The 25171-nt window shown below is 47.3% G+C and carries 23 protein-coding genes and 1 pseudogene; 3 read left to right on the forward strand and 21 right to left on the reverse strand.

Features of this window, described 5'->3' with window-relative positions:
- Window positions 1-31: 31 nt before the first annotated feature.
- The 20 genes and pseudogenes from KGF70_RS00475 to KGF70_RS00570 form a co-directional block, all read right to left on the reverse strand.
- Window positions 32-430, reverse strand: a complete 399-nt coding sequence (locus KGF70_RS00475) for a DUF3021 domain-containing protein (RefSeq protein WP_159258465.1) — start codon at window positions 428-430, stop codon at window positions 32-34.
- A 9-nt stretch (window positions 431-439) separates the two neighbouring features.
- Entirely contained in the window at window positions 440-799 is a 360-nt protein-coding gene (locus KGF70_RS00480; RefSeq protein WP_165861018.1) for a LytTR family DNA-binding domain-containing protein, read from the reverse strand.
- A 126-nt stretch (window positions 800-925) separates the two neighbouring features.
- Window positions 926-1772, reverse strand: a pseudogene (locus KGF70_RS00485) (ABC transporter permease).
- Window positions 1773-2624, reverse strand: a complete 852-nt coding sequence (locus KGF70_RS00490; RefSeq protein ID WP_216767956.1) for an ABC transporter ATP-binding protein — start codon at window positions 2622-2624, stop codon at window positions 1773-1775.
- Between the two features lie 316 nt (window positions 2625-2940).
- Window positions 2941-5739 carry an isoleucine--tRNA ligase gene (gene ileS / locus KGF70_RS00495; RefSeq protein WP_105961404.1) on the reverse strand — a complete coding sequence of 933 codons (2799 nt, stop codon included), beginning with the start codon at window positions 5737-5739 and terminating at the stop codon, window positions 2941-2943.
- A gap of 306 nt (window positions 5740-6045) precedes the next feature.
- Window positions 6046-6744 carry a DivIVA domain-containing protein gene (locus KGF70_RS00500; RefSeq protein ID WP_050338399.1) on the reverse strand — a complete coding sequence of 233 codons (699 nt, stop codon included), beginning with the start codon at window positions 6742-6744 and terminating at the stop codon, window positions 6046-6048.
- A 17-nt stretch (window positions 6745-6761) separates the two neighbouring features.
- Window positions 6762-7547, reverse strand: coding sequence for an RNA-binding protein (locus tag KGF70_RS00505; RefSeq protein WP_056952344.1), 786 nt, complete (start codon window positions 7545-7547; stop codon window positions 6762-6764).
- A gap of 23 nt (window positions 7548-7570) precedes the next feature.
- Window positions 7571-7831, reverse strand: a complete 261-nt coding sequence (locus KGF70_RS00510; RefSeq protein WP_253954732.1) for a YggT family protein — start codon at window positions 7829-7831, stop codon at window positions 7571-7573.
- Between the two features lie 14 nt (window positions 7832-7845).
- Window positions 7846-8268 carry a cell division protein SepF gene (locus KGF70_RS00515; protein ID WP_050338396.1) on the reverse strand — a complete coding sequence of 141 codons (423 nt, stop codon included), beginning with the start codon at window positions 8266-8268 and terminating at the stop codon, window positions 7846-7848.
- Window positions 8269-8291: 23 nt separating this feature from the next.
- A complete protein-coding gene (gene ftsZ / locus KGF70_RS00520) occupies window positions 8292-9578 on the reverse strand; it encodes a cell division protein FtsZ (RefSeq protein ID WP_003639075.1) in 1287 nt (428 codons plus the stop codon).
- A gap of 30 nt (window positions 9579-9608) precedes the next feature.
- Window positions 9609-10955 carry a cell division protein FtsA gene (gene ftsA / locus KGF70_RS00525; RefSeq protein WP_050338395.1) on the reverse strand — a complete coding sequence of 449 codons (1347 nt, stop codon included), beginning with the start codon at window positions 10953-10955 and terminating at the stop codon, window positions 9609-9611.
- A 116-nt stretch (window positions 10956-11071) separates the two neighbouring features.
- Window positions 11072-11947, reverse strand: a complete 876-nt coding sequence (locus KGF70_RS00530) for a cell division protein FtsQ/DivIB (RefSeq protein WP_050338394.1) — start codon at window positions 11945-11947, stop codon at window positions 11072-11074.
- Window positions 11948-11971: 24 nt separating this feature from the next.
- Complete coding sequence (gene murG / locus KGF70_RS00535) at window positions 11972-13069, reverse strand: undecaprenyldiphospho-muramoylpentapeptide beta-N-acetylglucosaminyltransferase (RefSeq protein WP_105961402.1); 1098 nt, start codon at window positions 13067-13069, stop codon at window positions 11972-11974.
- Complete coding sequence (murD, locus tag KGF70_RS00540; protein ID WP_056952347.1) at window positions 13069-14448, reverse strand: UDP-N-acetylmuramoyl-L-alanine--D-glutamate ligase; 1380 nt, start codon at window positions 14446-14448, stop codon at window positions 13069-13071. Before murD ends, murG begins: the two co-directional genes overlap by 1 nt.
- Window positions 14449-14759: 311 nt before the next feature.
- Window positions 14760-15725: a phospho-N-acetylmuramoyl-pentapeptide-transferase gene (mraY, locus tag KGF70_RS00545; protein WP_003639080.1), complete on the reverse strand. Its 966-nt coding sequence runs from the start codon at window positions 15723-15725 to the stop codon at window positions 14760-14762.
- 29 nt (window positions 15726-15754) lie between these two features.
- Window positions 15755-17896, reverse strand: a complete 2142-nt coding sequence (locus tag KGF70_RS00550) for a penicillin-binding transpeptidase domain-containing protein (protein ID WP_216767944.1) — start codon at window positions 17894-17896, stop codon at window positions 15755-15757.
- Window positions 17893-18279, reverse strand: coding sequence for a cell division protein FtsL (gene ftsL, locus KGF70_RS00555; RefSeq protein WP_050338390.1), 387 nt, complete (start codon window positions 18277-18279; stop codon window positions 17893-17895). Before ftsL ends, KGF70_RS00550 begins: the two co-directional genes overlap by 4 nt.
- Before the next feature lie 30 nt (window positions 18280-18309).
- On the reverse strand, window positions 18310-19269 hold the full coding sequence (gene rsmH / locus KGF70_RS00560; protein ID WP_050338389.1) for a 16S rRNA (cytosine(1402)-N(4))-methyltransferase RsmH: 960 nt from the start codon (window positions 19267-19269) through the stop codon (window positions 18310-18312).
- 24 nt (window positions 19270-19293) lie between these two features.
- The gene (gene mraZ / locus KGF70_RS00565; RefSeq protein WP_031267795.1) at window positions 19294-19719 is read right to left on the reverse strand and encodes a division/cell wall cluster transcriptional repressor MraZ; all 426 of its coding nucleotides are present in this window, start codon (window positions 19717-19719) and stop codon (window positions 19294-19296) included.
- A 171-nt stretch (window positions 19720-19890) separates the two neighbouring features.
- A complete protein-coding gene (locus tag KGF70_RS00570; protein WP_050338388.1) occupies window positions 19891-20256 on the reverse strand; it encodes a DUF3397 domain-containing protein in 366 nt (121 codons plus the stop codon).
- 117 nt (window positions 20257-20373) lie between these two features.
- Between KGF70_RS00570 and KGF70_RS17140 the strand changes: the two genes are divergently transcribed.
- From KGF70_RS17140 to KGF70_RS00580, 3 genes are all read left to right on the forward strand, one after another.
- On the forward strand, window positions 20374-20709 hold the full coding sequence (locus tag KGF70_RS17140; protein WP_253954729.1) for a CorA family divalent cation transporter: 336 nt from the start codon (window positions 20374-20376) through the stop codon (window positions 20707-20709).
- The gene (locus KGF70_RS17145) at window positions 20672-21301 is read left to right on the forward strand and encodes a magnesium transporter CorA family protein (protein ID WP_253954730.1); all 630 of its coding nucleotides are present in this window, start codon (window positions 20672-20674) and stop codon (window positions 21299-21301) included. The genes KGF70_RS17140 and KGF70_RS17145 overlap by 38 nt, the downstream gene beginning before the upstream one ends.
- A 109-nt stretch (window positions 21302-21410) precedes the next feature.
- Complete coding sequence (locus tag KGF70_RS00580; RefSeq protein ID WP_003645940.1) at window positions 21411-21530, forward strand: DUF4044 domain-containing protein; 120 nt, start codon at window positions 21411-21413, stop codon at window positions 21528-21530.
- 983 nt (window positions 21531-22513) lie between these two features.
- Here KGF70_RS00580 and KGF70_RS00585 read toward each other — a convergent pair.
- Window positions 22514-24913, reverse strand: a complete 2400-nt coding sequence (locus KGF70_RS00585) for a DNA translocase FtsK (protein ID WP_216786381.1) — start codon at window positions 24911-24913, stop codon at window positions 22514-22516.
- Between the last annotated feature and the right edge of the window lie 258 nt (window positions 24914-25171).

A 25171-nucleotide genomic window follows, 5' to 3' on the forward strand; every position in this document is an offset into this window, starting at 1 on the left:
CAATTCTCATGAAACCTGGTGATTAACCCTGCTAGTCTTGGTGTTGGTTCAAATTTTTTTGTCGTTCAACCAAGGCCTGATTGATTTTAGTGACTTCTAAAAACTGATAAAACCGGACGATTCCCCACAAAATCAGATAGCAGCCTAAAAACAGGCCCCAGAAGCTAGGAATGTGCCAGTGATTAAACCAAATCGTACCGATGGTTAACCCAAATGTACCCAGCAAATGCAGTCCTAATGCCACTAAATATGATAGCCGGTCCAGTTCAAACAAGTCTGTTAGCAGTCCAATCAACGCACTCATGATTAAGACACTCACAACATTCCTCATTGTAGGATGCGTGGGCTGAATGTTGAGTGCAATAATGACCAAATAGGCAACTGCGCCGTAACCACACCCAATCATCATTCGTTGTAAGCTTACTTTCATGGCGGCCCCCTATATTCCTAGGCTTTTCATCAGCGTCTTCACATATTTACGGCTGACCTCAGTCTTGATTTGATTCGTGAGGACCGCAGTCATATTACCAGAAAAACTATCACTCAGGCTCAATAAATGGTTCAAATTCAAAAATGCGTGTTTCGAGACCTGCACAAAATCCAGATTGGCCAGTCGTTGCCGCAAATGGCTAAGCGGTTCTTTGGACTGAATGAGATGTGCGGTCGTATAGACCAGAAGTTGCCCTTGTTGAACATCCGCCATAATAATATCGGCAGTCTTCACCATCATCAGTCGCTCGCTAGTCTTCAACGGGATAATAGTTGGATGTGCAGTTTGGAACTGGTCAATATACAGCATCAAGGCTTGTACTGGTTCACCTAGTTGAGACGCTTTGACCAGTACTTCTATCTGAGATGGCGCCAGTTGTTCATCTCGTTCAAATTGACTGTGAACCACATTGACCACCCTCCCATTGATAAAGCGTTACCGTCGCCATTGTAATTGTTGTCGCCAAACCGGAATCAGCACCAGTAACAAGCAACTGACCAAGATATCGTTTATTATCTGATAGGTCTGTGAGGCTGTCAACAAACCCGACCAGTTGATACGGACACCCATCAATCGCTCAAAATCGTTTTGGGCAATGCTGCTATGAGCAAAAACAGTATTTAAGGTGTCATTCATTAGTACCTGACGATACAGCGATGCCGCGTAACTTCCAGGCGTTAATTTGACTAAGGTCTGAGCTGCAGTTGGAAGCGAACCAACCGGTAGATACAGCCCAACCAGAGCCCGTCGCGGTGCCAATAATGGTCGCAAGTTTGCCAAAATTATCGATGGTATGAATACGGGCGATAATCAGTGCATTCACGACCGTCGCCAAACCCGCACTTATCATCATTAGGCCAACAACATCCAGCAACTGTGCCCCGCTAAACCTAAGACCATCAGTAAAACTAAAATAGCCCCACATGCCAGCGAACATGGCTAGTTGCATGACAATACCGACAATGGTCGCACTCACCAAATAACTTAATTCCAATCTGACTGGTCCCACATCCGTGAGCAATAAATCCCGGTCAACCTGGCGCTCACGGTCTGAGACGAGCTGGCCCAAACCAGCTAATGTCGTTGAGATGCCAGTCAAGACCAGAATACCGGCATCCAATAACTGATCCGTTTGTGGGAGCTGTGACCATTCTCGGTGCATTCCGGCTTTAAGAAACACTAAATACAGAACAAACGCAATTCCCGCGCTTAACAGTGACAACAGAACACCGCTGTGATTCCGAAAATAGAGCCGACAGTTGCGCTTAATCAAAGCAAGCATTTAAGTCAGCTCCTTTCCGGTCAAGGCCATAAAAGCATCGTTCAACGAGCTAGGGCGATACTCGAAATCAAGCAAATTTGGCTGGCAGATTGTCAAAATCTGTATTGCAGATGCCATATCGGTCGGTAGACAAATCACTTGATTGCCAGTAACGTGAAACTCGGTCTGTACCAAAGTTGCCAGCACAGTAGGTTGTGCGTTGGGTGCCACCGTCAAGACCAATTGTGGTCGGCCATAACGTTGCTTGATTTCAGCAGCTGACCCATGTGAACAAACACGGCCATTTGTCATAATATAAACATTATCAGCGGTGTCGGCTTCATCCAAATAATGTGTCGTCAGAACAATTGTTAATCCCTCTCGTTGTTGCAAATCATGCAATAATTGCCAAATTACCGTTCTTGTTTGAATATCTAGCCCAGTAGTCGGTTCATCCAAGAACAGAATTTCAGGATGATTGAGTAAAGCCCGTGCAATATCGACTCGCCGTTTCTGACCTCCGGAAAGTGTGTCGTATCGCTGGTGAAAAAAGCTGGTCAAACCAAGTTGTACCCGTAGTTCTGCGACTCGTTGCTTGGGAACATCACGGTATTGTTGGGCACGTAATCGTAAATTTTCTTCAACTGTCAGGGCATCATCCAGCACACTGCCTTGAAAGACAACGCCTGGCTGACGAGTGCGATTCATCTCAACGGTTCCAGCAGTCGGTGTTAACTGACCAATCAGCAACTTGATCAACGTACTTTTGCCCGCACCATTCGGCCCTAGAATGGCAGTCATACGACCCGCTTTAATTTTCAGGTTAATATCATTGACCGCAACGTGTTGCTTGTATACCTTTGTTAAATGCATCGTCGCAAGTAATACCACAATGACCACCTCCCATTTAAATACCGTCAGCTTACACACTAAATACAGATTTGTCTCGTCTTTTTAGCTAAGTCGTCAACTATACCGGCTAAGTGGTCAAATTTCAGTCATAACCGTCAGCACCATCTAGTCGCCTAACGATTGGATTAGCATACTGGCCCATAACGCAACGGCACGATTGAACTAACCCAGGTGCCGGCAGAAAGCAGTCAGTTTCACCCCACGTCCCACAAAAAAAGCCCCCAAGCAGTCCAACACGACCACTCAGAGGCAATTTTTACATCAAAAAATATTTAGATTAAGCTTCCAAACCAGTTGCGACTGATTCAGGGTAATTCTCACGAACGATGGCGGCACACCGCGCACAGAGCGTTGGGTAAGCATCGTCACTGCCGACATCCGTCTTGACCATCCGGCAACGGGCACAAACCTCGCCGTCAGCATGGCTAACTTTGATGGCAACCGTATCGCCAAAGGCTTCGGCATCAGCGGGTGCATCGCTCAATGCGTGCATATCAAGCGCTGAAACCATCAACATTTGCCGGACATTAGTGTTCAAACCGTCCAAGAAGGCTTGGGTATCCGCATCCACGTACAAGTCTAAGTGCGCTTCTAGAGATTTCCCAATCAGCTTGGCATCGCGAGCTTCTTCGAGGGCCTTCAAAACGTCACTCCGAAGATCCATGAACCGTGACCACTGAGCCGTTAATTCGGCACTATTGGCATAGTTTTGAACCGTTGGCATGTCGGTCAATTGCGCAAATTCTTCTGGTTCCTTCAAGAATGGCCAAATTTCTTCGGTCGTATGTGGCAACATTGGCGTAAAGAGCTTCGTCAAAGCAACCAGCACGTCGTAGAAGACCGTCTGCATCGAACGCCGTGAATGACTGTCTTCCGCATCAATATACATAATATCCTTCGCAATATCCAGGTAGAAGTTGGATAAATCAACCGTTAAGAAGTTGATCAACTTCTTGTAAATATCGAGGAAGTCATAGTGATCGTAATGATCTTTGATTTCAGCGACAAAGTCATTCAACCGGACAGCCATGTATTGGTCAACACTAGCTAAGTCTTCAAATGCGACCCGGTCCTTCTTCGGATCGAAGTCAGTCGTGTTGCCTAACATGAAACGCACCGTATTCCGGAACTTCTTGTAAGCATCCGCGACTTGTTTGAAGCTTTCCATGGAGACCCGCACGTCTGAACTGGTATCAACGGAAGCGACCCACATCCGAACGATTTCAGCACCCATTTGCTTGATGACATCTGCAGGGGCAATCGTATTCCCCAGTGACTTACTCATCTTGCGACCCTTGTCATCCAAGGTAAAACCTTGTGATAAGACTTGCTTGTAAGGTGCATGACCAGAAACCGCCACACTAGTGATCAAACTTGAGTTGAACCAACCACGATATTGGTCGGAGCCTTCCAAATACAGGTCAGCAGGATATTTGAGGTATGGCCGTTCCGCTAAGACACCTTGGTGTGACGAACCGGAGTCGAACCAAACATCCATAATATCAGTTTCCTTCGTAAAGGTCCCCTTTGGTGAATGTTCATTCGTGTAGCCTTCTGGTAATAAGTCCTTGGCTTCACGTTCAAACCAAATGTTCGACCCGTACTTGCCGAATAAATCAGCCACGTGATTGATGGTTTCTTCGTCCATGATGGCCGTGCCATCTTCGGCATAGAAGATTGGGAGTGGCACACCCCAGACCCGTTGCCGTGAGATGACCCAGTCACCACGGTCACGAATCATGTTGTATAGCCGCTTCTTACCCCATTCTGGGAAGAATTGAACATCGTCCATCGACTTCAGAATTTCGTCACGCATGTCACCGACCGAAGCAAACCATTGTGGCGTTGCGCGGAAGATGATTGGCTTCTTAGTCCGCCAGTCGAAAGGATAACTATGTTCGTATGGCATGTACTTGAGCAACAAGCCGGCGTCCTTCAATTTGCCTAGCGCAATTTCGTTGGCATCGTCATAGAAGACACCCGCAAAGTCAGCACCAGCCTCTTCAGTCAGTACCCCTTTGTTGTCGACTGGGGCAAAGATTGGCAAACCGTATTTTTGACCGATCCGGTAGTCATCTTCCCCATAGCCAGGTGCGGTATGCACAAGACCAGTACCAGAATCCAAGGTAACGAAATCACCAAGCATCGTCAATAAGTTGCGGCTGTGGTCAAATGGATGTTCACACAAGACGTTTTCGAGTTCAGCACCCTTGACCGTCTTGAGCACTTGAACATCTTCCCAGCCAAACCGTTCTGCGTTTTCATCCAATAATTCGGCTGCCAACACGAACTTCCGGCTTTCACCAGCTGGTTGAACGACCACGTAATCAAAACTAGCGTCAACGGTGATCCCTTCAGAGGCTGGAATCGTCCATGGCGTCGTCGTCCAAACCACGAGGTAAGTATCGTCATCTAAGACACCCTTGCCGTCGATGACCCGTTCACCGTAGAAGGCAGATGGTGACGTTACGTCATGATATTCAACTTCGGCTTCTGCCAAGGCTGATTCAGAGGACCATGACCAGAAGACTGGCTTTTTGCCCCGATAAATCAGGTGACGCTTAGCGAAGGCCCCAAAGACTCGCACTTGTGCGGCTTCAAATTCAGGCTTCAACGTTAAGTATGGGTTGTCCCATTCGCCGCTGACCCCTAACCGTTTGAATTCTTCGCGTTGGTGGTCAACTTGTTCTAAGGCATACTTGCGACAAAGTTCACGGAATTCATTATCCGACATCTTCTTGCGGTCGTAGCCAGCTTGTTTCAACTTTTGTTCGATTGGTAGGCCGTGGGTATCCCAACCAGGAACGTACGGTGCCCGGAAGCCATTCATTGACTTATAACGAACAATAAAATCCTTCGTAATCTTATTTAAGGCGTGCCCCATGTGGATATCGCCGTTTGCGTATGGCGGGCCATCATGTAAGATAAAGCTTGGCTTACCTTCATTCAATTTTTGCCGTTGTTCATAGACTTTGTTTTCAGCCCAGAGGTTTTGCCGTTCAACTTCCTTGACCGGTAAGTTCCCACGCATTTTAAACTTGGTCTTACCGAGGTTTAATGTTTCTTTAACGCGCATACTCTCACTCCTTAAATTTTTTATCAAACAATCATTGGTTTGGAGACACAAAAAAACTCCGCCCAGCCAGGGACGAAGTTATCGTGGTACCACCCAATTTTAGAATTGTTTAGATTCTCTCTTAGCATGGATAACGTTCATGAGACGGTCACCCTTACTCGCTTCAGGGTGACGTTCGGAGATGATGGACAACTGATGAAGGGACGACCGCCTTTCCATTATCGGCAGCTCTCTGGGCGTATTCATCAGTGTTGACTGTTCTCCTCGACACATTCATGTGCTTTAATTGTCTGCAATGATCAGCACTTAGTTAGCCGCGTTGTCATCGTCAGGGAAAATAACCACCGTTTGTTGTGGGGCTTGATCCCCACCATCGGCAACTGGTGTTTCGCCACTCGTTGCTTCCGTAATTTCAACGGTTGCTTCTGAGTTTACGCTCGCATCCCCCGAGTTGTCAAGACTATCTTCCTTCAAAACGTGTTGAATTTCAGTATAGTCTGCGGTATTGGTCTCGCTAAGTAGTTGGTCCCAATCCTTGCTCTTAACCACTTCCAATTGTGATTCTAACATCACTTGAAGGCGTTGACGGAAGACCCGTGTTTGTTTCTTCAAATCGTCCGTTTCAACAGATAAGCGCTTGGCCTTTTGTGAAGCGTCGTCAATCATTTGGTTCGACTTGTCAGTGGCTTCACTGACAATGTCAGAAGCTTGCTTTTGGGCTTCCCGGGTAATGATGTCGGCTTCCTTCTTCGAGTTGGTCTTAACCTTGTCAGCAGCTTCTTGGGCCACTAAAATCGACTGGTTCAAAGAATCTTTTAATTCGTTGAAATACTTCAACTTGCCTTCACTCGCGTCTAAACGTTCTTGGAGGTCCTTATTTTGTTTTAAGGTAATTTGATAGTCTTTGATAATCTGTTCCAGAAAATCATTGACCTCATCAATATTGTAACCACGTAGTTTCGTTGAAAACTCTTTGTTATGAATGTCATCCGGACTTAACACCATTAGAATTCCTCCAATATTTATTTACTATGAATAATATTTAACGTTATTCGCAGTCGCGCCTTCTTGGTCTCGCCGCTGATTTCGGCGAGTCGCACGCGGCCATAGTGGTTCACACTAAGCATATCGAGTAGCGCCAATTCATAATCGGCTTTAGGCAACTCTGCCCAGTTCAGGCGGACCTTGCCACCCTCGATCAATTCCTTAGCGTGATGCCGCGACAAGTTGAATGCGGCTTTGATGATACTATCCGCGCGTAGTGAGCTGACCGTCGTTGTGACAGGCTCCCAGTCATCTTCACGAGCAATTACTTCGGATCCTGCAACCGCCGTTAGATGCACTTTCGTCTTACCAAACCGATCAATCTGATCATTAAAGTAATCCGCCATCTCAGACTCACACACAAACTGCCAGTGCTCACCATCAGTGATAATATCACCAAAGACATCCCGCTCTACGCCGGCATTTGCCAACGTTCCCAGTATTTGACCATGTTTGAGCGTCGCAAACTTGACTGGGTAGACAATGTTGAATAATGTGATTTGAAAATCTGCGGCCTCGGGTTCGTAATATGGCGGATAAAATAAGATCCGCTGCAATTCTGCACCCTCAAAACCGCCGTACGCGCGCATCCGTACATCATCCAGCTGGTTAGCCAGTGTCTGGGCAATGTACACTTGACGTGGGTTCAAAAACGCCGTTAAGATCGGTCGGTACTGGTCCGCAACTTGGCGGAGCCACCCCGTGACCTGTTCAATAAATGGGGCTTCACTATCGCGAAAATGTTGTTTTAGATTATCATTCACGATACTATCCTCGTTATCTTAATTTAATACGTCAAAAAGCTTAATAGGTAAAACAAGCCACGTTCAGCAAATTGGAGCACTAACAGCGCAATGATTGGTGAAAAATCCAACCCGGCAATTGCGGGAATGAAGCGCCGAAAAATACTGAGAAATGGTTCACAGATCTGTCCTAAGAATTGCCCGATGCGCGTATTATAGGCACCTGGGAACCAAGACATCAGAATGTAAACCACAATGGCTAATTGGTACAGTTGAAATAACCGACTAATAATCGTCACTAACAGAGGCCACTCACTCCTTATAATTTGCTGGAATCAAACTGACTAGTTGTGCTTCCTGACACTTCGTAGTTTTCTGGAATGCAAAGGAAAATCTCGTCGCCGATGCGTTCGATCTCGCCATTGATGGCAAAGACCGTCCCAGTCAGAAAATCAACGATCCGGCGTGCCATCTCATCATCCACGTGGTCAAAATTCACGATCACGGCTTGATTTTTAAGCAATTGGGTCGCAATTTCCTTAACATCCGAATAAATTTTCGGTTCGAATAAGGCGATTTTACTATTCACTGATTTACCACCTTGCATGGGAACAACTTTCGGTGTCGAACGCGTGTTGGTCGCTGGTTCAGTGGGGGCCGCCGCTTGTGAAGCTTGGGTCGGTTCCTCATACTGATCATCAGAATCTCCAACACCAAAAAAGTTACTAATGAATCCGGCCATATGCTTGCGCTCCCTTCACTGTCTTACTTACGCCGACGCTTGAAGAATGGTGGCGTATCTAGTGAATCACCACTGTTGTCATCCTTGCTGTCGTCAGCTTGTGAATTATCATTAAAAACATCAAAATCTGTCTTTTCAACGTTGTTAAATTCTTGACCATTGTTGACTGGCCGTGAATTGTTTGGTTCGCGCCGGATATCCCAGTTACCGAATGGATCGTCAGCTTGAGATTCACTTGGTTGAGCCGCTTCGCTAGTTGCGGGTTGGTCTGTTGAGTTGTTGCTAAACATCCCACCACGTTGTTGGCTAGCAGCAGTCCGAGTTGATTGGTTACCCAATTTGAGTTCCCGTTGCTTCTGGTCGATACCAGTCGCAATGACCGTCACCCGAACTTCATCGCCTAAGCTTTCATCAATCGACGTCCCAAAGATAATATTAACTTCGGTCGTTGCAGCTTGGCTCACGATGTCTGAAGCAGCTTGTGCTTCATATAAGGACATGTCGGGACCACCCGTGATGTTCAATAAGACTTGTTCGGCACCATCGATTGAAACTTCCAATAATGGTGATGAAATGGCTTGTTTCGTCGCATCGGCAGTCCGATTTTCGCCAGTGGCAGAACCGATTCCCATCAATGCGGAACCTTGGTTTTGCATGACCGTCTTGACATCCGCAAAGTCCAAGTTGACGTAGCCTGGTGAAGTAATCAAATCAGAGATCCCTTGAACCCCTTGACGTAAGACGTTATCGGCTTCTTGGAAGGCTTCCATCATTGGGGTCTTCTTATCAACGATTTCAAGCAAGCGGTTATTGGCAATGACGATCAACGTATCGACGTTGTCCTTCATTTGGGCAATCCCTTCCGCCGCATTGCGTGCCCGCTTCGGGCCTTCAAACGTAAATGGACGTGTAACCACACCAACTGTTAAAGCGCCTGAATCCTTAGCGATTTTAGCCACTACGGGTGCAGCACCGTTACCAGTACCACCGCCCATTCCGGCAGTGACGAAGACCATGTCAGCGCCCTGTAAGGCTTCCGTCAAGGCTTCTTCACTTTCTTGTGCTGCTTTGGAACCAACATCAGGATTGGAACCAGCGCCAAGTCCTCGTGTTAATTTCGGTCCAAGCTGAATCTTAGTCTCAGCATTGGATGTTTGTAATGCTTGTACATCGGTGTTTGCAACGATAAATTCGACGCCCTTGACGTCTTCTGCAATCATCCGGTTAACGGCGTTTCCACCACCGCCACCGACACCAATGACTTTAATATTAGCCCCTGAGTTCTGGGTTGAATCTAAAGAAAATTCCATGTTTTTTCCTCCGTCATTTCTATCCGATTATTAATCAAAGAAGTGGTTGAAGAAGCCCTTGACCCGTTCAACGGTCCCCTTATGATTTGGATCAGCCTGTTTCGGTTGCTCCTGTTTAACTGGCTGTTTTTTAGTTGTTTGTTTCGGTTGTGGCGCGGTTGGTTCTGGTGCTGGTGTTACTTCTGAGAATTCTCGAGCAACACTCGCACGAGTATCTCCCGTCAAGGCACTCTTCACGAGCAACGTGACATCACTTAAAGCCGCTTGGTATTTGATAACAGCTAACGCTTCATCAAATGACGGATGCCTTAAGCCCATCTGGTTAGGTGTGAAGACCCGGACCCGCGTGCCAAAACGCTGTGAAGCAAGGTCCGTAATGCCAGGGATCGCGGCAACACCACCTGTTAACACGATGCCACCTGGCAATTCCAGAGCCCGAATCTCATCCAAATGTTGTTTGACCTTGTCGAAAATCTGATCAAGCCGTGCTTCGATGATTTCTGCTAAGTATTGCTCACTGATTTGTTCGGGGGTACTCTGCCCAACAACATCGACTGGAAATAGCTCATCATCCGAGGCCTGCTGAGCATCGGCATAGCCATAGTCTCGTTTGAGTTTTTCGGCATTTTCAATCGACGTATTCAAAACGACTGAGATATCCTTCGTAATATACTGGCCGCCTTCTTGATCAACATAAGTATATTTGAGTTGGTGATCATGGATGACCGCAGCGGTCGTTTGACCACCACCCATATCAACGATGATCGAACCAAAATCCTGTTCACCATCATTCAACACGAGTGAGCTCAACGCTAAGGGGGCAATCACGATTTGTTCAATCTGAAGGCCGGCCTTTTCGAGTGCCTTACGGGTGTTGTGAATGATCGTTTTCGGACCAGTAAACAGTGTCCCGTGCATTTCAAGCCGGACACCGACCATTCCGCGTGGATCCTTGATGCCATCAAAGCCATCAACGACGAATTCTTCTGGAATGACATCTAAGACTTCCCGTTCTGGTGGCAAGCTTTGAACCAATGCGGCCGCCGCAACGTTTTGGACATCTTCATTATTAATTTCTTTGGATTCATCCGCGACAGCAATCATGCCACGGCAACGTTCAATTTTGACCAGGTTAGCGGGAACTCCCGCAATCACCTTTTTTATTTCGATACTTGCTTTTTCTTCAGCTTGGCGTACTGCTGATCGAATCGTTTCGGCCGCCTTGTCAATATCGACAATGACCCCACGACTTAAACCATTAGAACGTGCGCTTCCCACACCAATAACGTTCATTTGCCCTTTAACACGTTCAGCAACAATGACTTTTATTGAGGTGGTCCCTATATCAAGTCCGACATAAATTCCTGAATTATCCATAATAGAGGAACCTCCTAGTAATTTACATAAATATTCAAGGATTCGCTGACATATCCAGTTAATCCCTAGTTTACCATATCCTAAGCGCTTTTAAAAAGGTCACACTTAGCATTCTATCAATTATTCTGATTCTTGAACGGATAGGAGTAAGCTCCCACCTCAAGATTGATGACACCCTTGGACTTCATCTTGGCTGAAATCCCCGGATAATAGGCCATCTTGCTAGCAAAAGTACTGATGGTCGCATACACTTCATTGCCATCATTCATATACAAGTGGACCCGTTCCGGATTCGATTTGTTCGGTGCAAACTTGATTTCAGAGATATTATGTTTGACCGCGGATGATAACTTCGCGTATTGGGCAATCATTTTCTCAAGCCGCTGACCACTCTTGAAATTGGCATAGATCGGCGAACCACCACCGGGCTGCGAATAAGTGCCCTTTAAAATCAACCCGTTCTCCAAGATGCGCCGGTAGTGTTGACCGGTTGATAGATAACCAGCGATGCGAATCTCTTTGACCGTCACCCGTACCCGATTATAACCAACTAACTGCGTGGTTACCTTGCCAATCTGAGGTTGCGCGTGACGGGCGCGTTTGGTCGTCTGTTGATCATGACCAATCACGGACCAAAGTGCGACGCCAGTATCGATCTTAGTAGCCGTTTTGACCTGAGCTGTCGTTAGCTGGTTGGTCCCACGAACTGTGACCGCTTGAACATGGCTTAGTGGTGAGATAAAGTAGCCGGCAACCGCCGCACCAACTAAAAAGATACTCATCAGAATCGCGACCCGCTTGAACAGTAGCCGCCGCCGCTGCGTTTTCAGCTTGGGCAACTTATCACCGATTCGGAGTCGTTTACCCGACCACCGATGATGGCGCTTCTGTTCGGCACGTTGGTTCTCGGCCGCTTCACGCTGAAACCGTTCCCATGGGGTGAGCTGCTCCGGGTGCTCGCGTTCTTTCGGCTTTTTACGGAAAATGGCCATCACACCCACCCTTTCACTCTAATCTCAGTGCGACTTAACGACTGATTCTAAAACATGTAATAATTGGTCCGCTGCATCTGGCATTCCAAGCTTCTTGGCATTTGCTGCCATGGCTTCACGATGCGTGCTGCTCTGCAATAATCGATCCAAAGCTGCGACCAGTGTTGCCCCGGTCAAGTCGGATTCTTTGATCAGCTCAGCAGCACCCGCATTAACAAGGCTCTGAGCATTCTTAGTTTGATGGTCGTTCGTCACGTATGGGCTTGGCACCAAAATCGATGGAATGCCCAACGCCGTAATTTCCGCAATACTGGTTGCGCCGGCCCGGCCAAGAATCACGGCTACCTCAGGCAAAATCGCAGGCATATTTTTGATATACGGTACGATTTTAACATTCGGTGCCAAGGCTGTCGCGGACAAGCCATCCTTAATCTTGTCATAATGAACCTGACCCGTTACGAAGAGCGTCTGATAATCGCGCTTGTCCAGCTCAGGTAAGGCTTCAACGGCCGCAGCATTGATCCGTGCGGCCCCCCGACTACCTCCAAAAATCAAAGCAGTCGGAATTTCAGGATCTAACTCAAACTGGGCCAACGCACCAGTCTTCTTAATATTCGCGACTTGTTGGGCGCGGGGATTACCCGTCATGACAACTTTTTGCTCTGGAAATTGTGACCGGGCACTCTCAAACGAAATCGCAATTTTGTCGACGAAGCGACTCAAAAACTTGTTCGTCACCCCGACCACGGAGTTTTGTTCGTGAATGACCGTTGGAATATGCATTTGGCTGGCCGCAAATACGACAGCCCCACTGACATAACCCCCAGTACCAACCACGACATCCGGTTTAAACGTCTTGATATATTTGCGAGCCGTGACCACACTCTTTAAGAACAGGTAGACCGTCTTCACATTTTGTAAGGATAACGACCGTTTGAAGCCTTGAATCTTGATCGTTTTAAAATCAATCCCGCGTTCGGGCACGATTCGGCTTTCCAGTCCGCGATGAGTTCCAACGAACTGTACTTGAGCTTCTGGATCGTGTGCTTTAAGCGCGTCGATCAGCGCCAAGGCGGGGTAGATGTGACCACCAGTTCCACCGCCAGAAATCATTAGTCGCATTAGTTTTCTTCCGCCTTTCCGGTTAATTGTTCGATGGCCTTGATAAAACGGTCACCGCGAACTTCAAAGTTAGGATACTGATCCCAGCTCGCACAAGCTGGTGAGAGCATGATAATGTCGTTGGCTTGACTGTGTTCCCAAGCAATCGGTACGGCAGTTTCACAATTATCGGTAAAGACAATGTCGTCGATACCGGCTAATTTACCAGCGTCCGCCACTTTTTGAGCCGTTTCACCAAAGACGATTAACGTCTTAACGTGTTCTTTCAAAGCTGGTGCTAGTTTTTCAAACGTATTGCCCCGGTCCAACCCACCGGCCAGTAGAATCACTGGTTGGTCAAACCCTTTGAGGGCCATTTCAGTCGAAACTAAGTTAGTTGCTTTGGAATCATTGTAGAATTGCCGATTTTGATACGTTTCCACGTATTGGGTCCGATGCCGAACACCTGAGAAAGTCTTCAATACTTGCACGATACCGGCCGTTGGCACCGCTTGGAGCTTGGCAACCGTAATTGCAGCCAATGCGTTCTCAACGTTGTGGTCGCCCGGAATCCGAATATCGGCTGCATCCATGATATATTCATCCTTAAAATACAGCTTACCATTTTCTTCGTAGGCACCAGCTTTCGTGTTCGCTTGCCGTGAGAATGGGACCACCTGTGCAGCTGACTGCTTGCTGAGTTCACGCCATTCTTCACTATCCCAGTTGATGACGAAATAGTCATCTGGCGTTTGGTTCATCGTAATCCGCATTTTGGCCTTAACGTAGTTCTCACGTGAACCGTGATAATCCAAATGGGTCGAATAAATATTCGTGATGACCGCAATATGTGGGTGTAAGGTCCGAATCCCACAGAGCATAAAACTCGAAAGCTCCGTGACCATTGTGTCAGCCGCAGTCGCTTTTTGGGCGATTGCCGAAGCTGGCACCCCAATATTACCTGCCACGTAGGCCTTACCAGCATCCGCGCGCTGGTTTAACATCATGGTGATCATGGTTGTGGTGGTCGTCTTACCATTGGTTCCGGTCACACCGATCAATTCACCTTCCAAAATTTGGGAAGCAAGTTCCACCTCAGTAATGACCGGAATCCCCTTGGCCAAAGCACCACTGACGATTGGGTTAGAATACGGAATACCTGGATTTTTGACAACGACCTTAAAATCCTCATCCAGTAATGACAGTGGATGGCCTCCCGTAATCACTTTGATACCGTCGCTCAATAGTTCCTGGGCGTCCGGATTATCATCAAATTCCTTTTTATCGTTAACGGTCACAAACGCGCCTAATTTGTGAAGCAATCGTGCGGCGTTCACCCCACTCTTTGCTAACCCTAGAACCAAAACTTTTTGGTTACGATACTGCTCAACCGACTTCATAAACCAAGATCTCCCTGTATTGTTTATAGATACTACTTAATCAACTTATTTGTGTTACCACTCGACCAAGCGTTGGTCAGTAGTTGTTTGCCCAACAGACTGTCAGCCACTAGTCCCGTCACATAATTTGCGGCCAACTTTGCGCCATCACTTGATGCAGATGACGATTCAACGGGAACTAGCTGTATTCACTTTAACGAAGATATGTGCTGACGACCACTGGATAAACTGGGTAAAATTGGCCCGCAAAATACAATTATGTACGGTTGACTAGGAGTTATTTCCTAATCAACCCATTAAATGACTTTAAATTAAACGATGCTTGCAACACTAATAATCGCTGCAACTAAACCGACTGACCAAAAGACAATGTCAATCTTCCATTCGCTCCAGCCCTTCATTTCGAAGTGGTGGTGAATCGGACTCATTAAGAAGATCCGCTTACCAGTCAACTTGAACGAAGCGACTTGTAAGATAACTGAAGCTGTCTCAATCACGAAGATAATCCCAATCAGTAACAAGGATAATTCATGGTGCAACAGAATTGAAACCGCGGCTAATGCACCACCGAGGGCCAAGGACCCCATGTCACCCATGAAAATTTTGGCTGGTTTGTGATTATAAACGAAGAAGCCCAGTAACGAACCGACAACGGCTAAACAGAAGAGCATCACGTTGTACTGGTGTTGGGCATGCGCAATGATGGCATACGCCCCAAAGGCAATCGTCGCCTGACCAGCAACTAATCCATCCAAGCCATCGGTCAGATTGACGGCGTTGGAGAAACCGACTAACCAGATGATGACAAAAATCATGTACCAGATGCCCAGTGACCAGTCACCAAGACCCGGAATACGTAGGGCCATTGGCAAGTGTTCGTGTTGATAAACGACCGTCAAAATGACAGCACCGACAATTTGGCCTAATAACTTTTGCCAAGCTTTCAAGCCTTCATTTTGTTTCCGCCATAACTTGATACTGTCATCCCAGAACCCTAAGGCCCCGTAGAGCACGAGAATGAATAACAGAATCCAAGTCGTCGGTTGCAGCTGGTGTTGCCATAACCCGACCCAGAAGGTGGTGATCAGAATCGCCACGATGAATAGCAAGCCACCCATTGTTGGTGTTCCTGATTTTTTCTCATGCCACTTCGGCCCTTCTTCGCGAATCATCTGGCCCTCTTTACGAGCGCGGAAATACCGAATCAATGACGGCATCAACGCGAATACAATTATAAAACCGCTGACTAGGGTTGCACCCCACACTAATAAACTCACAACAATTCTCCATTCTAAGACTTGATTACCTACTTCAATGTCACACTAATCGCTTGTTTGGCTTCAATCGGGTTGCCGGCCGTCACACTCTGCGTCTTGACATAACCGGTCCCACTCGTCGTGAGTTTGATCCCCGTTAAGGTTGCAAAATCAGCCACTTCACTGGCAGACCAACCAGATAAGTTCGGCATATACATCTGACCGTTCGTCACTAAGATGACCCGTTGACCACTTGAGACGACCGTGCCTGATGAAATCGACTGCTTGACCACACGGCTCCCTTTACCGACGACCACCACGTCTAAGCCCTGTTTCTTGGCAGCTTTTTCGGCTGCACTAGTCGACTGACTGGTCAAATCTTTCATCTTGACCGTTGCGGCCGTGGTTTCGCTGGCTTTTTGTTCTTCCAACGCACGTTTCATGACCGTGTCAAAGATCTCAGCCATGTCTTCTTCTGCGGAACTACCGTTAAGTGTCGGCTGCTTCATCGTAATGTACATAATGTACTTCGGATTCTTTGCCGGCGCCATCCCAACAACGGAATACAAGTAAGTATTATCACCTTGCTCGTAAGTACTCCCGTTGCTGACTTGGGCCGTACCAGTCTTAGCAGCGATTCGATAACCCTTGATTTTGTATGCCGTCCCGGTCCCATATGACTTGTAGACCACGTCTTGCATATGGTCAAGGACCTTGCTGGCCGTCTTCGAACTGATTGGTTGGCTGACGACCTTCTTTTTGCCCTTATAAACTGTTTTGCCAGTATTCGGATTAGTGATCTTTGAAATAAAGTATGGCTGTAACATCTTACCATGATTAGCGATGGCTGTGAATCCACGTAGCATTTGCATCGCCGTGACCTGAATCCCTTGTCCAAACGCTGTATCTGCTTGTTCGATTGGATACGTGAACTGAATCGACCCACTCTGTTCGTTGGCGAGGCCACTATTCGTACTCTCCCGCAGGCCAAAACGCTTGATATATTTCAACCAGGTCTTAGCACCCATCGTCTGTTCGAGTTGGGCCATCGCGGTGTTACTGGAAAGGGCAAATCCCTTAGCATAGGTGATGTTCCCCCAACCATTGGTGTTCCAGTCCGGCACCGTGCTCTTGCCAACCTTATATTCACCCGTTGGCACTGTCACGTTGGCGTTATACTTGCCACTATCAATGGCCGCCGCCATGGTGAAGACCTTCATCGTGGATCCCGGTTCGTAAGTATCTTCAACGAGCAAGTTTCGCCACATCTTAGATAAACCGGACTTAGTTTGCGCATTGAAAGTTGGCCGTTGGGTCGTGGCTAGAATCGCTCCCGTCTTGGCATTCATCAGCGTTGCGGTCATTGACTTTGGCGATACCTTGGAATTAATCTCTGAAACCTTGGTCTCGAGCAACGTTTGCAGCTTGGAATCGATCGTCGTATAGACGTTATCGCCATCCTTCGCCTTTTTACCCGTCTCGGTCGTGCCTTGATAGCCACTCTTGGTGACCGTCTTACGGCCGTCCGTGCCGGATAACTGCTTATTGAACGCTAACTCAATCCCCATCGAACCCGTCAAGCGGGTCTTATCCGTCCCTTTTTGTGACTTCGACGTGGTCAAGCCAATCAGTTGCGAGGCAAAGGTGCCGTTTGGATAGAGCCGTGCTTCTGATTCAATAAAGTGCAATCCGGGGACGTTCTGCGCGTCAATCTTGTCCTTGGTCGTTAACGAGATGTTTTTACCCGCAGTCCCAAACTCGATTTGGAACTTACCGGCACCCTTTTGTAGCGTCGCGAGTGCCTTTTTGTAACTAATTGGTAAATATTTGGAAAGTACCTTGGCAGCCTTGACGTTGTTTTTGACGTACAATGCCTTACCACTCGCACTCCGTTGGTTTTTGGCCATGATCGCATAAATCGTATAGGTACTCGTATCCTCAGCGATTGGATCACCGTTCGCCGTATAAATCGTGCCGCGTTTGGCCGTGATGGTTTGATCCTCGGTATATAACTTCTTGGTTGCCTCAACCAAATTAACACCGTTCACGTGGCGCACGATCGCAATATATGAAAAACGAATGACCAAAACGCCAAAGACGGCAATCGCACCGAAAAATAGCCATTGGCCAAAGATTCTACGATTTTGTTTTGGTGTCCGTTTCGAAGTCATTCGTTGTTTGTTCTTATTCATTTGTAAACATTCCTTATGCTACCGTTGTTGAGCGATAACCCGTACTGCTTAGCAATTTTATTTAAACGGCTTCGACTGGAAAGTTCACTGATTTCTTGGGCGGCCGACGTATTCTTCGCCTGCACCTTCGACACTTTCTCCTGCACCGTCTGTAATTCACTTTCAGCGTTAGTCGCCGTAATGTTGGTCGACACTAACATAATGGCTAAACTGAACACCACCAAACTCAAACCAACACATAATACTTTTTCGAACATTGAGAATGCAACGCGCTGCGTCTTGATCGACGGGTTGGGGGTTGCAACAGTTGTCGTCTTATGTACCGGGGTGGTTGCGCCAGGAGTCTGTTGCGGCAGCTCCCGCGCTAATCCATTTTGGGCCATGTTAATCACTCCTTTAATCAATCCTTAATATTAGTTATTCGTCATCTTAATCCGTTCGATGGCACGTAGCTTGGCGCTGTGCGCGCGTCGATTGGCCGCAATCTCGTCAGCACTAGGTAAAATCGGCTTGCGACTGACGAGTTGGTAATCTGGTTGCATCTCAGCGGGAATCACTGGCAAACCAGGTGGTAGTTCCGGTAACGCACTGTGTTCTTTGAAAATCGTCTTGACTAACCGATCCTCCAACGACTGGAACGTAATCACGCTGACCCGTCCGTGGACGTTAATCAAATCAACCGCCTGTTCCAAAGAGGTCTCTAGGACGCCGAGTTCATTATTGACTGCAATGCGAATCGCTTGAAAGACTCGTTTGGCTGGATGTCCACCGGTTCGGCGCGCACGTGCTGGAATCGCATTTTTAATTATTTCAACTAACTGGCCAGTCGTCTCGATCGGTTGCACGGCGCGTTCACGCTCAATCATCCGTGCGACTTGCTTGGAGAACTTCTCCTCACCATAGCGGTAGAAAATCCGCACCAAGTCGGCATATGGCCAGGTGTTGACCACCGTTTTGGCCGTCAATGCCTGGCTCTGATCCATCCGCATATCTAAGGGTGCATCATAACGGTAAGAGAACCCGCGGGAGGCGTCATCAAATTGTGGTGACGAGACCCCTAAGTCATAAACAATGCCGTCCACGTGGTCCACGCCTTGTTCGGCAAGCGCCGACTTTAAATTAGCGAAGTTATTCTTGATAAACGTGACCTGACCACGTTCTAAATACTCTGCTAAGTTCGACTGATTGTAGTCGATCGCCGTCTGATCCTGGTCAAAACTGTAGAGATGTCCGTCCGGTCCGAGCTGTTGCAAAATCTCTCGAGAATGGCCACCCCCACCTAACGTGCAGTCGACGTAGATCCCATCTGGTCGGACGTTCAGTGCCGCAATTGCTTCGTGTAAAAGTACCGTTGTATGTTCAAATGTCGCCACGCGTACGCCTCCTTTCAATCTATTCTAAAAGTCAATCAAATTCTCTGCCAAATCATCGAAGTTCGCTTCCGTCTCAGTCTCAAACTGTTGCCACTGTTCAGCACCCCAGATTTCAAACCGATCAGAAACCCCCACGATGACACACTGTTTCTCTAATTTGGCATACTGTCGCAACGTGGTTGGAATCATCACCCGACCCTGCTTGTCTAATTCACACTCAGCTGCTGCTGCGTAGAAAAAACGGACAAACGCCCGGGCGTCCTTGCGTGTTAACGGTAAATCATCCAACTGTGCTTGCAGTGTTGCCCACCGTGCGGCTGGATAACCGAAAATACAGCCATCCATCCCACGGGTAATTACAAATGAATCGCCAAGTAACTCGCGAAACTTGGCTGGAATGATTAGCCGACCCTTAGCATCCAAGGCGTGCTCAAATTCTCCGAAAAACATCTTAGACGCCACGGCCAATCAACCCCTTTCATTAATCATAATTTAAGTCTACCACACCCCCCCACTTCCTACCACATCGTTTTGTTACTTTTCCAAATTGTTAACAAAATGTCAAAAAAAGCCCCACCTAACGTTGCTTTCGTTAGGTGGGGCTTAGTGGGGGAACTTTTTTCATTGTAAAAAGAAATGGCTGCCCAGTGCGAGCAAATAGACGACTAGCGTTAACAATTCCGTCCCGCGCCAAAACAGCTTGAAGAAGCGCCAGTATAGGATTTCTCCGCGTTCAACTGCCTCGATGATCGTCAAACCAATACCCAAAATCATCAGCGATAGGACTTCATAGGGCGCTAGCGAACTATCCGTTGCTTGTAAGGTTAGATAATGGGTGAACACCATTAAAAATGGGGGCCAAAAATCCATTAATCTTAATCCGTGCGGCCAAAAACGGTGCAATACTCGTTTCAGCACTAAAATCACGGCTGAAACGGCCGCTAATAAAATCAATTGTCCGTACCAGGTGGTCCATAAATCACGCATGTCCGTTCTTGCCTCCCCCATCAATGTCAGAATTGATTATAGCCATTATTGTTTAACTTTTCAATCATTCTAAACAGCCCTATAATAAGCTTAAACGTTTCATAGGAGGGATGACCGTTGCTACAATACTTCGCGACTGGCAAAAATGGCCTGTTGACCACCCCTGACCATCAGCAAGATACGTCATATTGGATCAACGTTGAACGGCCAACGATTGATGAAATCGACCAACTCGTTGACCAATTCGACTTACCACGCGACTACTTAACGGCTGTCTTAGACGACGCCGAAGTTTCGCGCACCGAACAACTGAGCGCGACTGACGATGACCAACCAGTACTGATCGTGATGCAGTACCCCCAAGTTAACGACGAGCGATTTAGGCTACTTAGAATTTCAAGTCTATCCATTTGCATTGATTTTAGTCGACCAAGTCGTGCTCACCGTCAGTAATTATTCAGCCAGTTTCATTCAAGATTTCGTGATGGACCCTGAATCATCGAAACTCAGCCTGGATAATCATGAAGATTTCGTACTTGCCATTATGTGGTACATCGAGCACAGCTTCGTGACGGCCCTCAACTTGATCAATAAACGGACCACGACCCTTGAATCTCATTTAAACCAAGCGACTCACAACGCAGAGCTCTTTCGGATCATGTCTTACCAAAAATCACTGATTCGTTTCAAGGCCGCCCTGCAACAAAACGGCCCAACCCTCGATGCCATTGAATCTTCAGTGGGCTACTTCACGGCCGCTCATCATCAGTCATTGACGGCTGATATTAAAATTGAGACCCAGCAAGCGCGTGATATGACCGACACGACCAATCAAATTCTGCAGCAATATAGCCAGCTCGTTGGCTCAGTGATTTCCAATAACCTGAACGATGTTATGAAATTTTTAACCTCTTTGACCATGGTCCTCACAATTCCAACGATTATCGGCGGAATCTACGGGATGAACGTCAAGCTGCCCGGTGTGAGCCTCGTCCACGCCTTTACCTGGATCATGGCAGGCACCCATCGTCCTGTGTATCATTAGTATTGAATATTTACGAAATCATGACTATTTTTAATTTCAATTGAAAAAAAGTTGATTCCACGTTAAACTATGAAAGAATTACTCGAAAAGTGTGGTGCATACAAACAACATGAAGAAGAAATCAACCTTCCAAAAGATTACCATGGTCGTTATCTGGTTAATGATTATTTCAACAATTGGATCATTAGTTCTCACCGCCCTTTCTGGGTTGGGCTTACTGACCTTTTAATCAAGTCCAATTAACGGCTGCTATTCTCACAATCCTGTCAGTCCCACCGGTTGCCACGCGCATCCTGGGGCTGATTTTTTTGTGCGGATTTCTTTATGACAGATGGAAATTCAAAGTCAAGAGCGGCCAGCTGAAAACCGCTGGAAACAGGACCATCAACTAGATTGCTGTTCGTCTGCCAGGGACGCGCCTTATTCCGCCTTCCGGGGCCGGCTGACAATTGCTGGAGCGTAGCCAACATCGATTTGAACTCACGCAGAAGACCACTGCGCAATTTCAAATTCGAGTCTTATTCTAAGCCGGAAGCAACCCACTTCCGACTAAGAATAATTTGGCTACTGAGCATTGTCAGCCAGCCCCTCCAGTCGGGAATCCGCTCGAATGGCGGATGAACGGCCACCCATCTGGGTACAATCGACCGCTGAATATTAGATGACTGGTCCTTCAGGCAAAGTTTAATCGGTATCGATGATGATTGATGACATTTAAATGCAGAAAAGATTGCCTGAATATTATTGATTAATTTCAATGGCACTAGTTTCAACGGACACTATTCACTATTCTTGAATTTAGTCGATAAAATTACCTTCATTTATAATTCGAGACTCGGCTACCTTTGGCAACTAGGGAAAATACAGACAAGTTCCGTGAAGCCGCTGAATTAAAAAGTTAAAACATGGGTAAGGGAGTTTTGCTATCTTTAGTAACCAGTCTGACAATTGACTATCAAAATGACCGTATGCTAAGAGCCAACGATTAATCCAACAAAAAGTTGAGTCCGCACATGAAAAATCAACTACATAATGTGTGTCTAGCATTAAATTCGTGGCCACTTCAACTCTGATGCCGATTATTTTAGCAACTTACCGCTGTCTCATCGCAAACTTAAGACTACAAAAAAATCAGATGAACAGCCCCTAACAGGATTGCTCATCTGATTTAGTTTTAACGCTTATCGCTAAATTTAGACACTAGCCAACTGACTATGGTGTTTCACTAGTTGGTGCCTCGTCCGCCGTTTTTTGACGGTAGACCTTACGTGGTTTACTGCCCTCGGACGGTCCAACCACACCACGCTCTTCCATCTCATCGACGATCCGAGCCGCGCGGTTATAACCGATTCGGAAGCGGCGCTGTAACATTGACACGCTCGCCGACTGCTGCTCGGTGACTAATTCGACCGCGTCCGCATAATATTCATCTTCACCATCACGCGGATCACCAGAACCACCAGCATCCGCCTCATCATCTTTGACTAACATACTGTCGTCATAATCAGCGGTCTGTTGCGACTTGATAAAGTTGACGATGGCTTCAACGTCACTATCTGAAATATAAGCGCCCTGTACCCGCAATGGTTTGTTCATCCCCATTGGCTGGTAGAGCATATCCCCACGGCCCAGCAACTTTTCAGCCCCATTGGTATCAATAATGGTTCGGGAATCGGTCCCACTCGAAACGGCAAACGCCATTCGGGATGGCACGTTGGCTTTGATCAAACCGGTAATGACATCCACTGAAGGCCGTTGCGTGGCCAAAATCATGTGAATTCCGGCGGCCCGAGCCATCTGACCCAAGCGAATGATGGCATCTTCAACTTCACTCGAAGTCACCATCATCAAATCTGCTAATTCATCGACGACGACAACGATATACGGCAAGACTGGCCGATTTTGGCCATCCGCTGCATTTTGTTGCCGGATATACTGGTTATACCCTTGCATATTGCGTTGTTTAGAATCCGCAAACAGTTCGTAACGCCGCTCCATTTCAGCAACCACTTTATGCAAGGCCCGAGCCGCTTTTTTGGGCTCAGTTACGACTGGTGTCAACAGATGTGGAATCCCGTTGTACACCCCTAATTCCACCTTTTTCGGGTCAATCAACATGAACTTGACTTGACTGGGCTTCGTATTCATCAATAATCCCGTAATCATCACGTTAATCGCAACTGATTTCCCACTACCGGTTGAACCGGCGATCAACAGATGTGGCATCTTGGATAAGTCCGCAACGACCAGATTACCCGAAACATCGCGTCCTAATGGCACTGCCAGTGGTTTTGTCGAGTGAGCAGGCTGTGCTTCCACAATGTCACGGAATGACACCGTGGAAATCTGCTTGTTGGGCACTTCAATCCCAATCAGCGATTTACCTGGAATCGGCGCTTCGATTCGTAAATCTTTCGCCGCTAAGGCCAACGCCAGATCATCAGCCAAGTTAACGACCTTGCTAACTTTGACCCCGACTGCTGGGTGTAACTCATATTTCGTAACGGACGGCCCCAAACTGACATTTTTCACTTCCACTTGTACGCCAAAACTCGCCAGCGTTGTCGTGAGTTTCTGTGAGTTACTTTCAATCGTTGCATACTCATCACTTTGATCCGTTTTGGGAATCTTGGTCAGTAATGTTGGCGCCGGCAATTGATAATCCGCGTCATCCATGACCTCGGTCCCTTGCAAGGCTTGATCTGCTTCCGAGTCAGCACTTGACTCAGTCGTTGACGCCGCATTGGATACTGGCGTTGCTTCACGGTCACTAGCAACGGTAATATTCAGATCCGCCTGTGACTTAGCTGCCGCAGAAGTCGCAGAACTTGGTGCCGCGGTTGCGCTAGTCGGTGCCGTTGATTTGGGCGCTTCTGAAGTCACATCCGAGGCTGGTTTGGACTGATCCGCATCCGCCTGATTGGCACGAACTTGTTGATGGACTCGCCAGCGGGCAATCTGAACGCGAACCCAGTGTGCCAGTTGCTCGTAGCCAGACTGCAACTGATGCCCTAACTGAATCAGGGCTGTACGTAACGCCTGCATCGTTTTATGGAACGGCAGATCAAACGTTACATACACGCTGGTAATCATTAAAATCAGGGCAATTAAAACGGTGCCGACATTGGCTAACAATGGATACGTCACACTGTACCCCGCAGCGCCAACTAGGCCACCACCGAGATTGCTAGCCATCCCCCCTTTGGCAAAGTCGTTTTTGATCAAATTCAAAGTCACACGCCAAAAATCGGTGTGGCGATTGAGGGCGTTAAACATCGGAATTTCTAATAATAACAAATAGCTAAAGAAGAATAGATTACCACCGACCCACCAGCGCCAAGTTAACCGAGGCCAGCGCCCAAAAATCATTAAGTACCCCATTACCAACAACGTGAGGCCTGCAAATATCTGATAGGCATTCCCGGCAATTGCCCGGAAAAATTCGGCGAATACCATCCCCACTAAGCCGACTTTTAGCAATGCCAGCACGGTAATCAGGAGACCAATCAACCCAATCACATTTCCGGTCATCTGCCGCTTGGCCGCCCCCGTTGGCTTCTTTTTACGCGTCGAGGTTCGGCGCTTTTTCGTTGTCGCTTGTCTACGCGCCACGCTTCGTTCATCCTTTCTCAATCAATACTGCTTCCATTATAACAAACTCAAGTTCCCCCGTCCTCATCAAAAAATGGCGAAATCAGCTAACCACTTATTCACTTGCAACACTGGTTAAGCACGAGTTGTCGGACGATTTTAGTGATACAAACACGGTACCAACTCGATCGTGGCATTTAAACGGCTCGCTCAGTTTAGATTCTGGCGCGACGTCTGCATCTGGCTATCGACAATTTCACCTGACGAAGCCGGCCGCAA

Source organism: Lactiplantibacillus sp. 7.2.4 (assembly GCF_018991185.1).
In the GTDB taxonomy this organism is placed as follows: domain Bacteria; phylum Bacillota; class Bacilli; order Lactobacillales; family Lactobacillaceae; genus Lactiplantibacillus; species Lactiplantibacillus pentosus.

Bases quoted from the DNA above. Each gene is read 5' to 3' on its own strand.
- ftsZ (WP_003639075.1), bottom strand. From the start codon at position 9,578: ATGGAATTTTCTTTAGATTCAACCCAGAACTCAGGGGCTAATATTAAA.
- ftsL (WP_050338390.1), bottom strand. From the start codon at position 18,279: ATGGCCCAAAATGGATTAGCGCGGGAGCTGCCGCAACAGACTCCTGGC.
- KGF70_RS00570 (WP_050338388.1), bottom strand. From the start codon at position 20,256: ATGCGTGATTTATGGACCACCTGGTACGGACAATTGATTTTATTAGCG.
- KGF70_RS00530 (WP_050338394.1), bottom strand. From the start codon at position 11,947: ATGGCCATTTTCCGTAAAAAGCCGAAAGAACGCGAGCACCCGGAGCAG.
- KGF70_RS00515 (WP_050338396.1), bottom strand. From the start codon at position 8,268: ATGGCCGGATTCATTAGTAACTTTTTTGGTGTTGGAGATTCTGATGAT.
- mraZ (WP_031267795.1), bottom strand. From the start codon at position 19,719: ATGTTTTTCGGAGAATTTGAGCACGCCTTGGATGCTAAGGGTCGGCTA.
- murD (WP_056952347.1), bottom strand. From the start codon at position 14,448: ATGAAGTCGGTTGAGCAGTATCGTAACCAAAAAGTTTTGGTTCTAGGG.
- KGF70_RS00550 (WP_216767944.1), bottom strand. From the start codon at position 17,896: ATGAATAAGAACAAACAACGAATGACTTCGAAACGGACACCAAAACAA.
- KGF70_RS00490 (WP_216767956.1), bottom strand. From the start codon at position 2,624: ATGCATTTAACAAAGGTATACAAGCAACACGTTGCGGTCAATGATATT.
- KGF70_RS00500 (WP_050338399.1), bottom strand. From the start codon at position 6,744: ATGGTGTTAAGTCCGGATGACATTCATAACAAAGAGTTTTCAACGAAA.
- ileS (WP_105961404.1), bottom strand. From the start codon at position 5,739: ATGCGCGTTAAAGAAACATTAAACCTCGGTAAGACCAAGTTTAAAATG.
- murG (WP_105961402.1), bottom strand. From the start codon at position 13,069: ATGCGACTAATGATTTCTGGCGGTGGAACTGGTGGTCACATCTACCCC.
- ftsA (WP_050338395.1), bottom strand. From the start codon at position 10,955: ATGGATAATTCAGGAATTTATGTCGGACTTGATATAGGGACCACCTCA.
- KGF70_RS00580 (WP_003645940.1), top strand. From the start codon at position 21,411: ATGAAGAAGAAATCAACCTTCCAAAAGATTACCATGGTCGTTATCTGG.
- KGF70_RS00475 (WP_159258465.1), bottom strand. From the start codon at position 430: ATGAAAGTAAGCTTACAACGAATGATGATTGGGTGTGGTTACGGCGCA.
- KGF70_RS00480 (WP_165861018.1), bottom strand. From the start codon at position 799: ATGCTGTATATTGACCAGTTCCAAACTGCACATCCAACTATTATCCCG.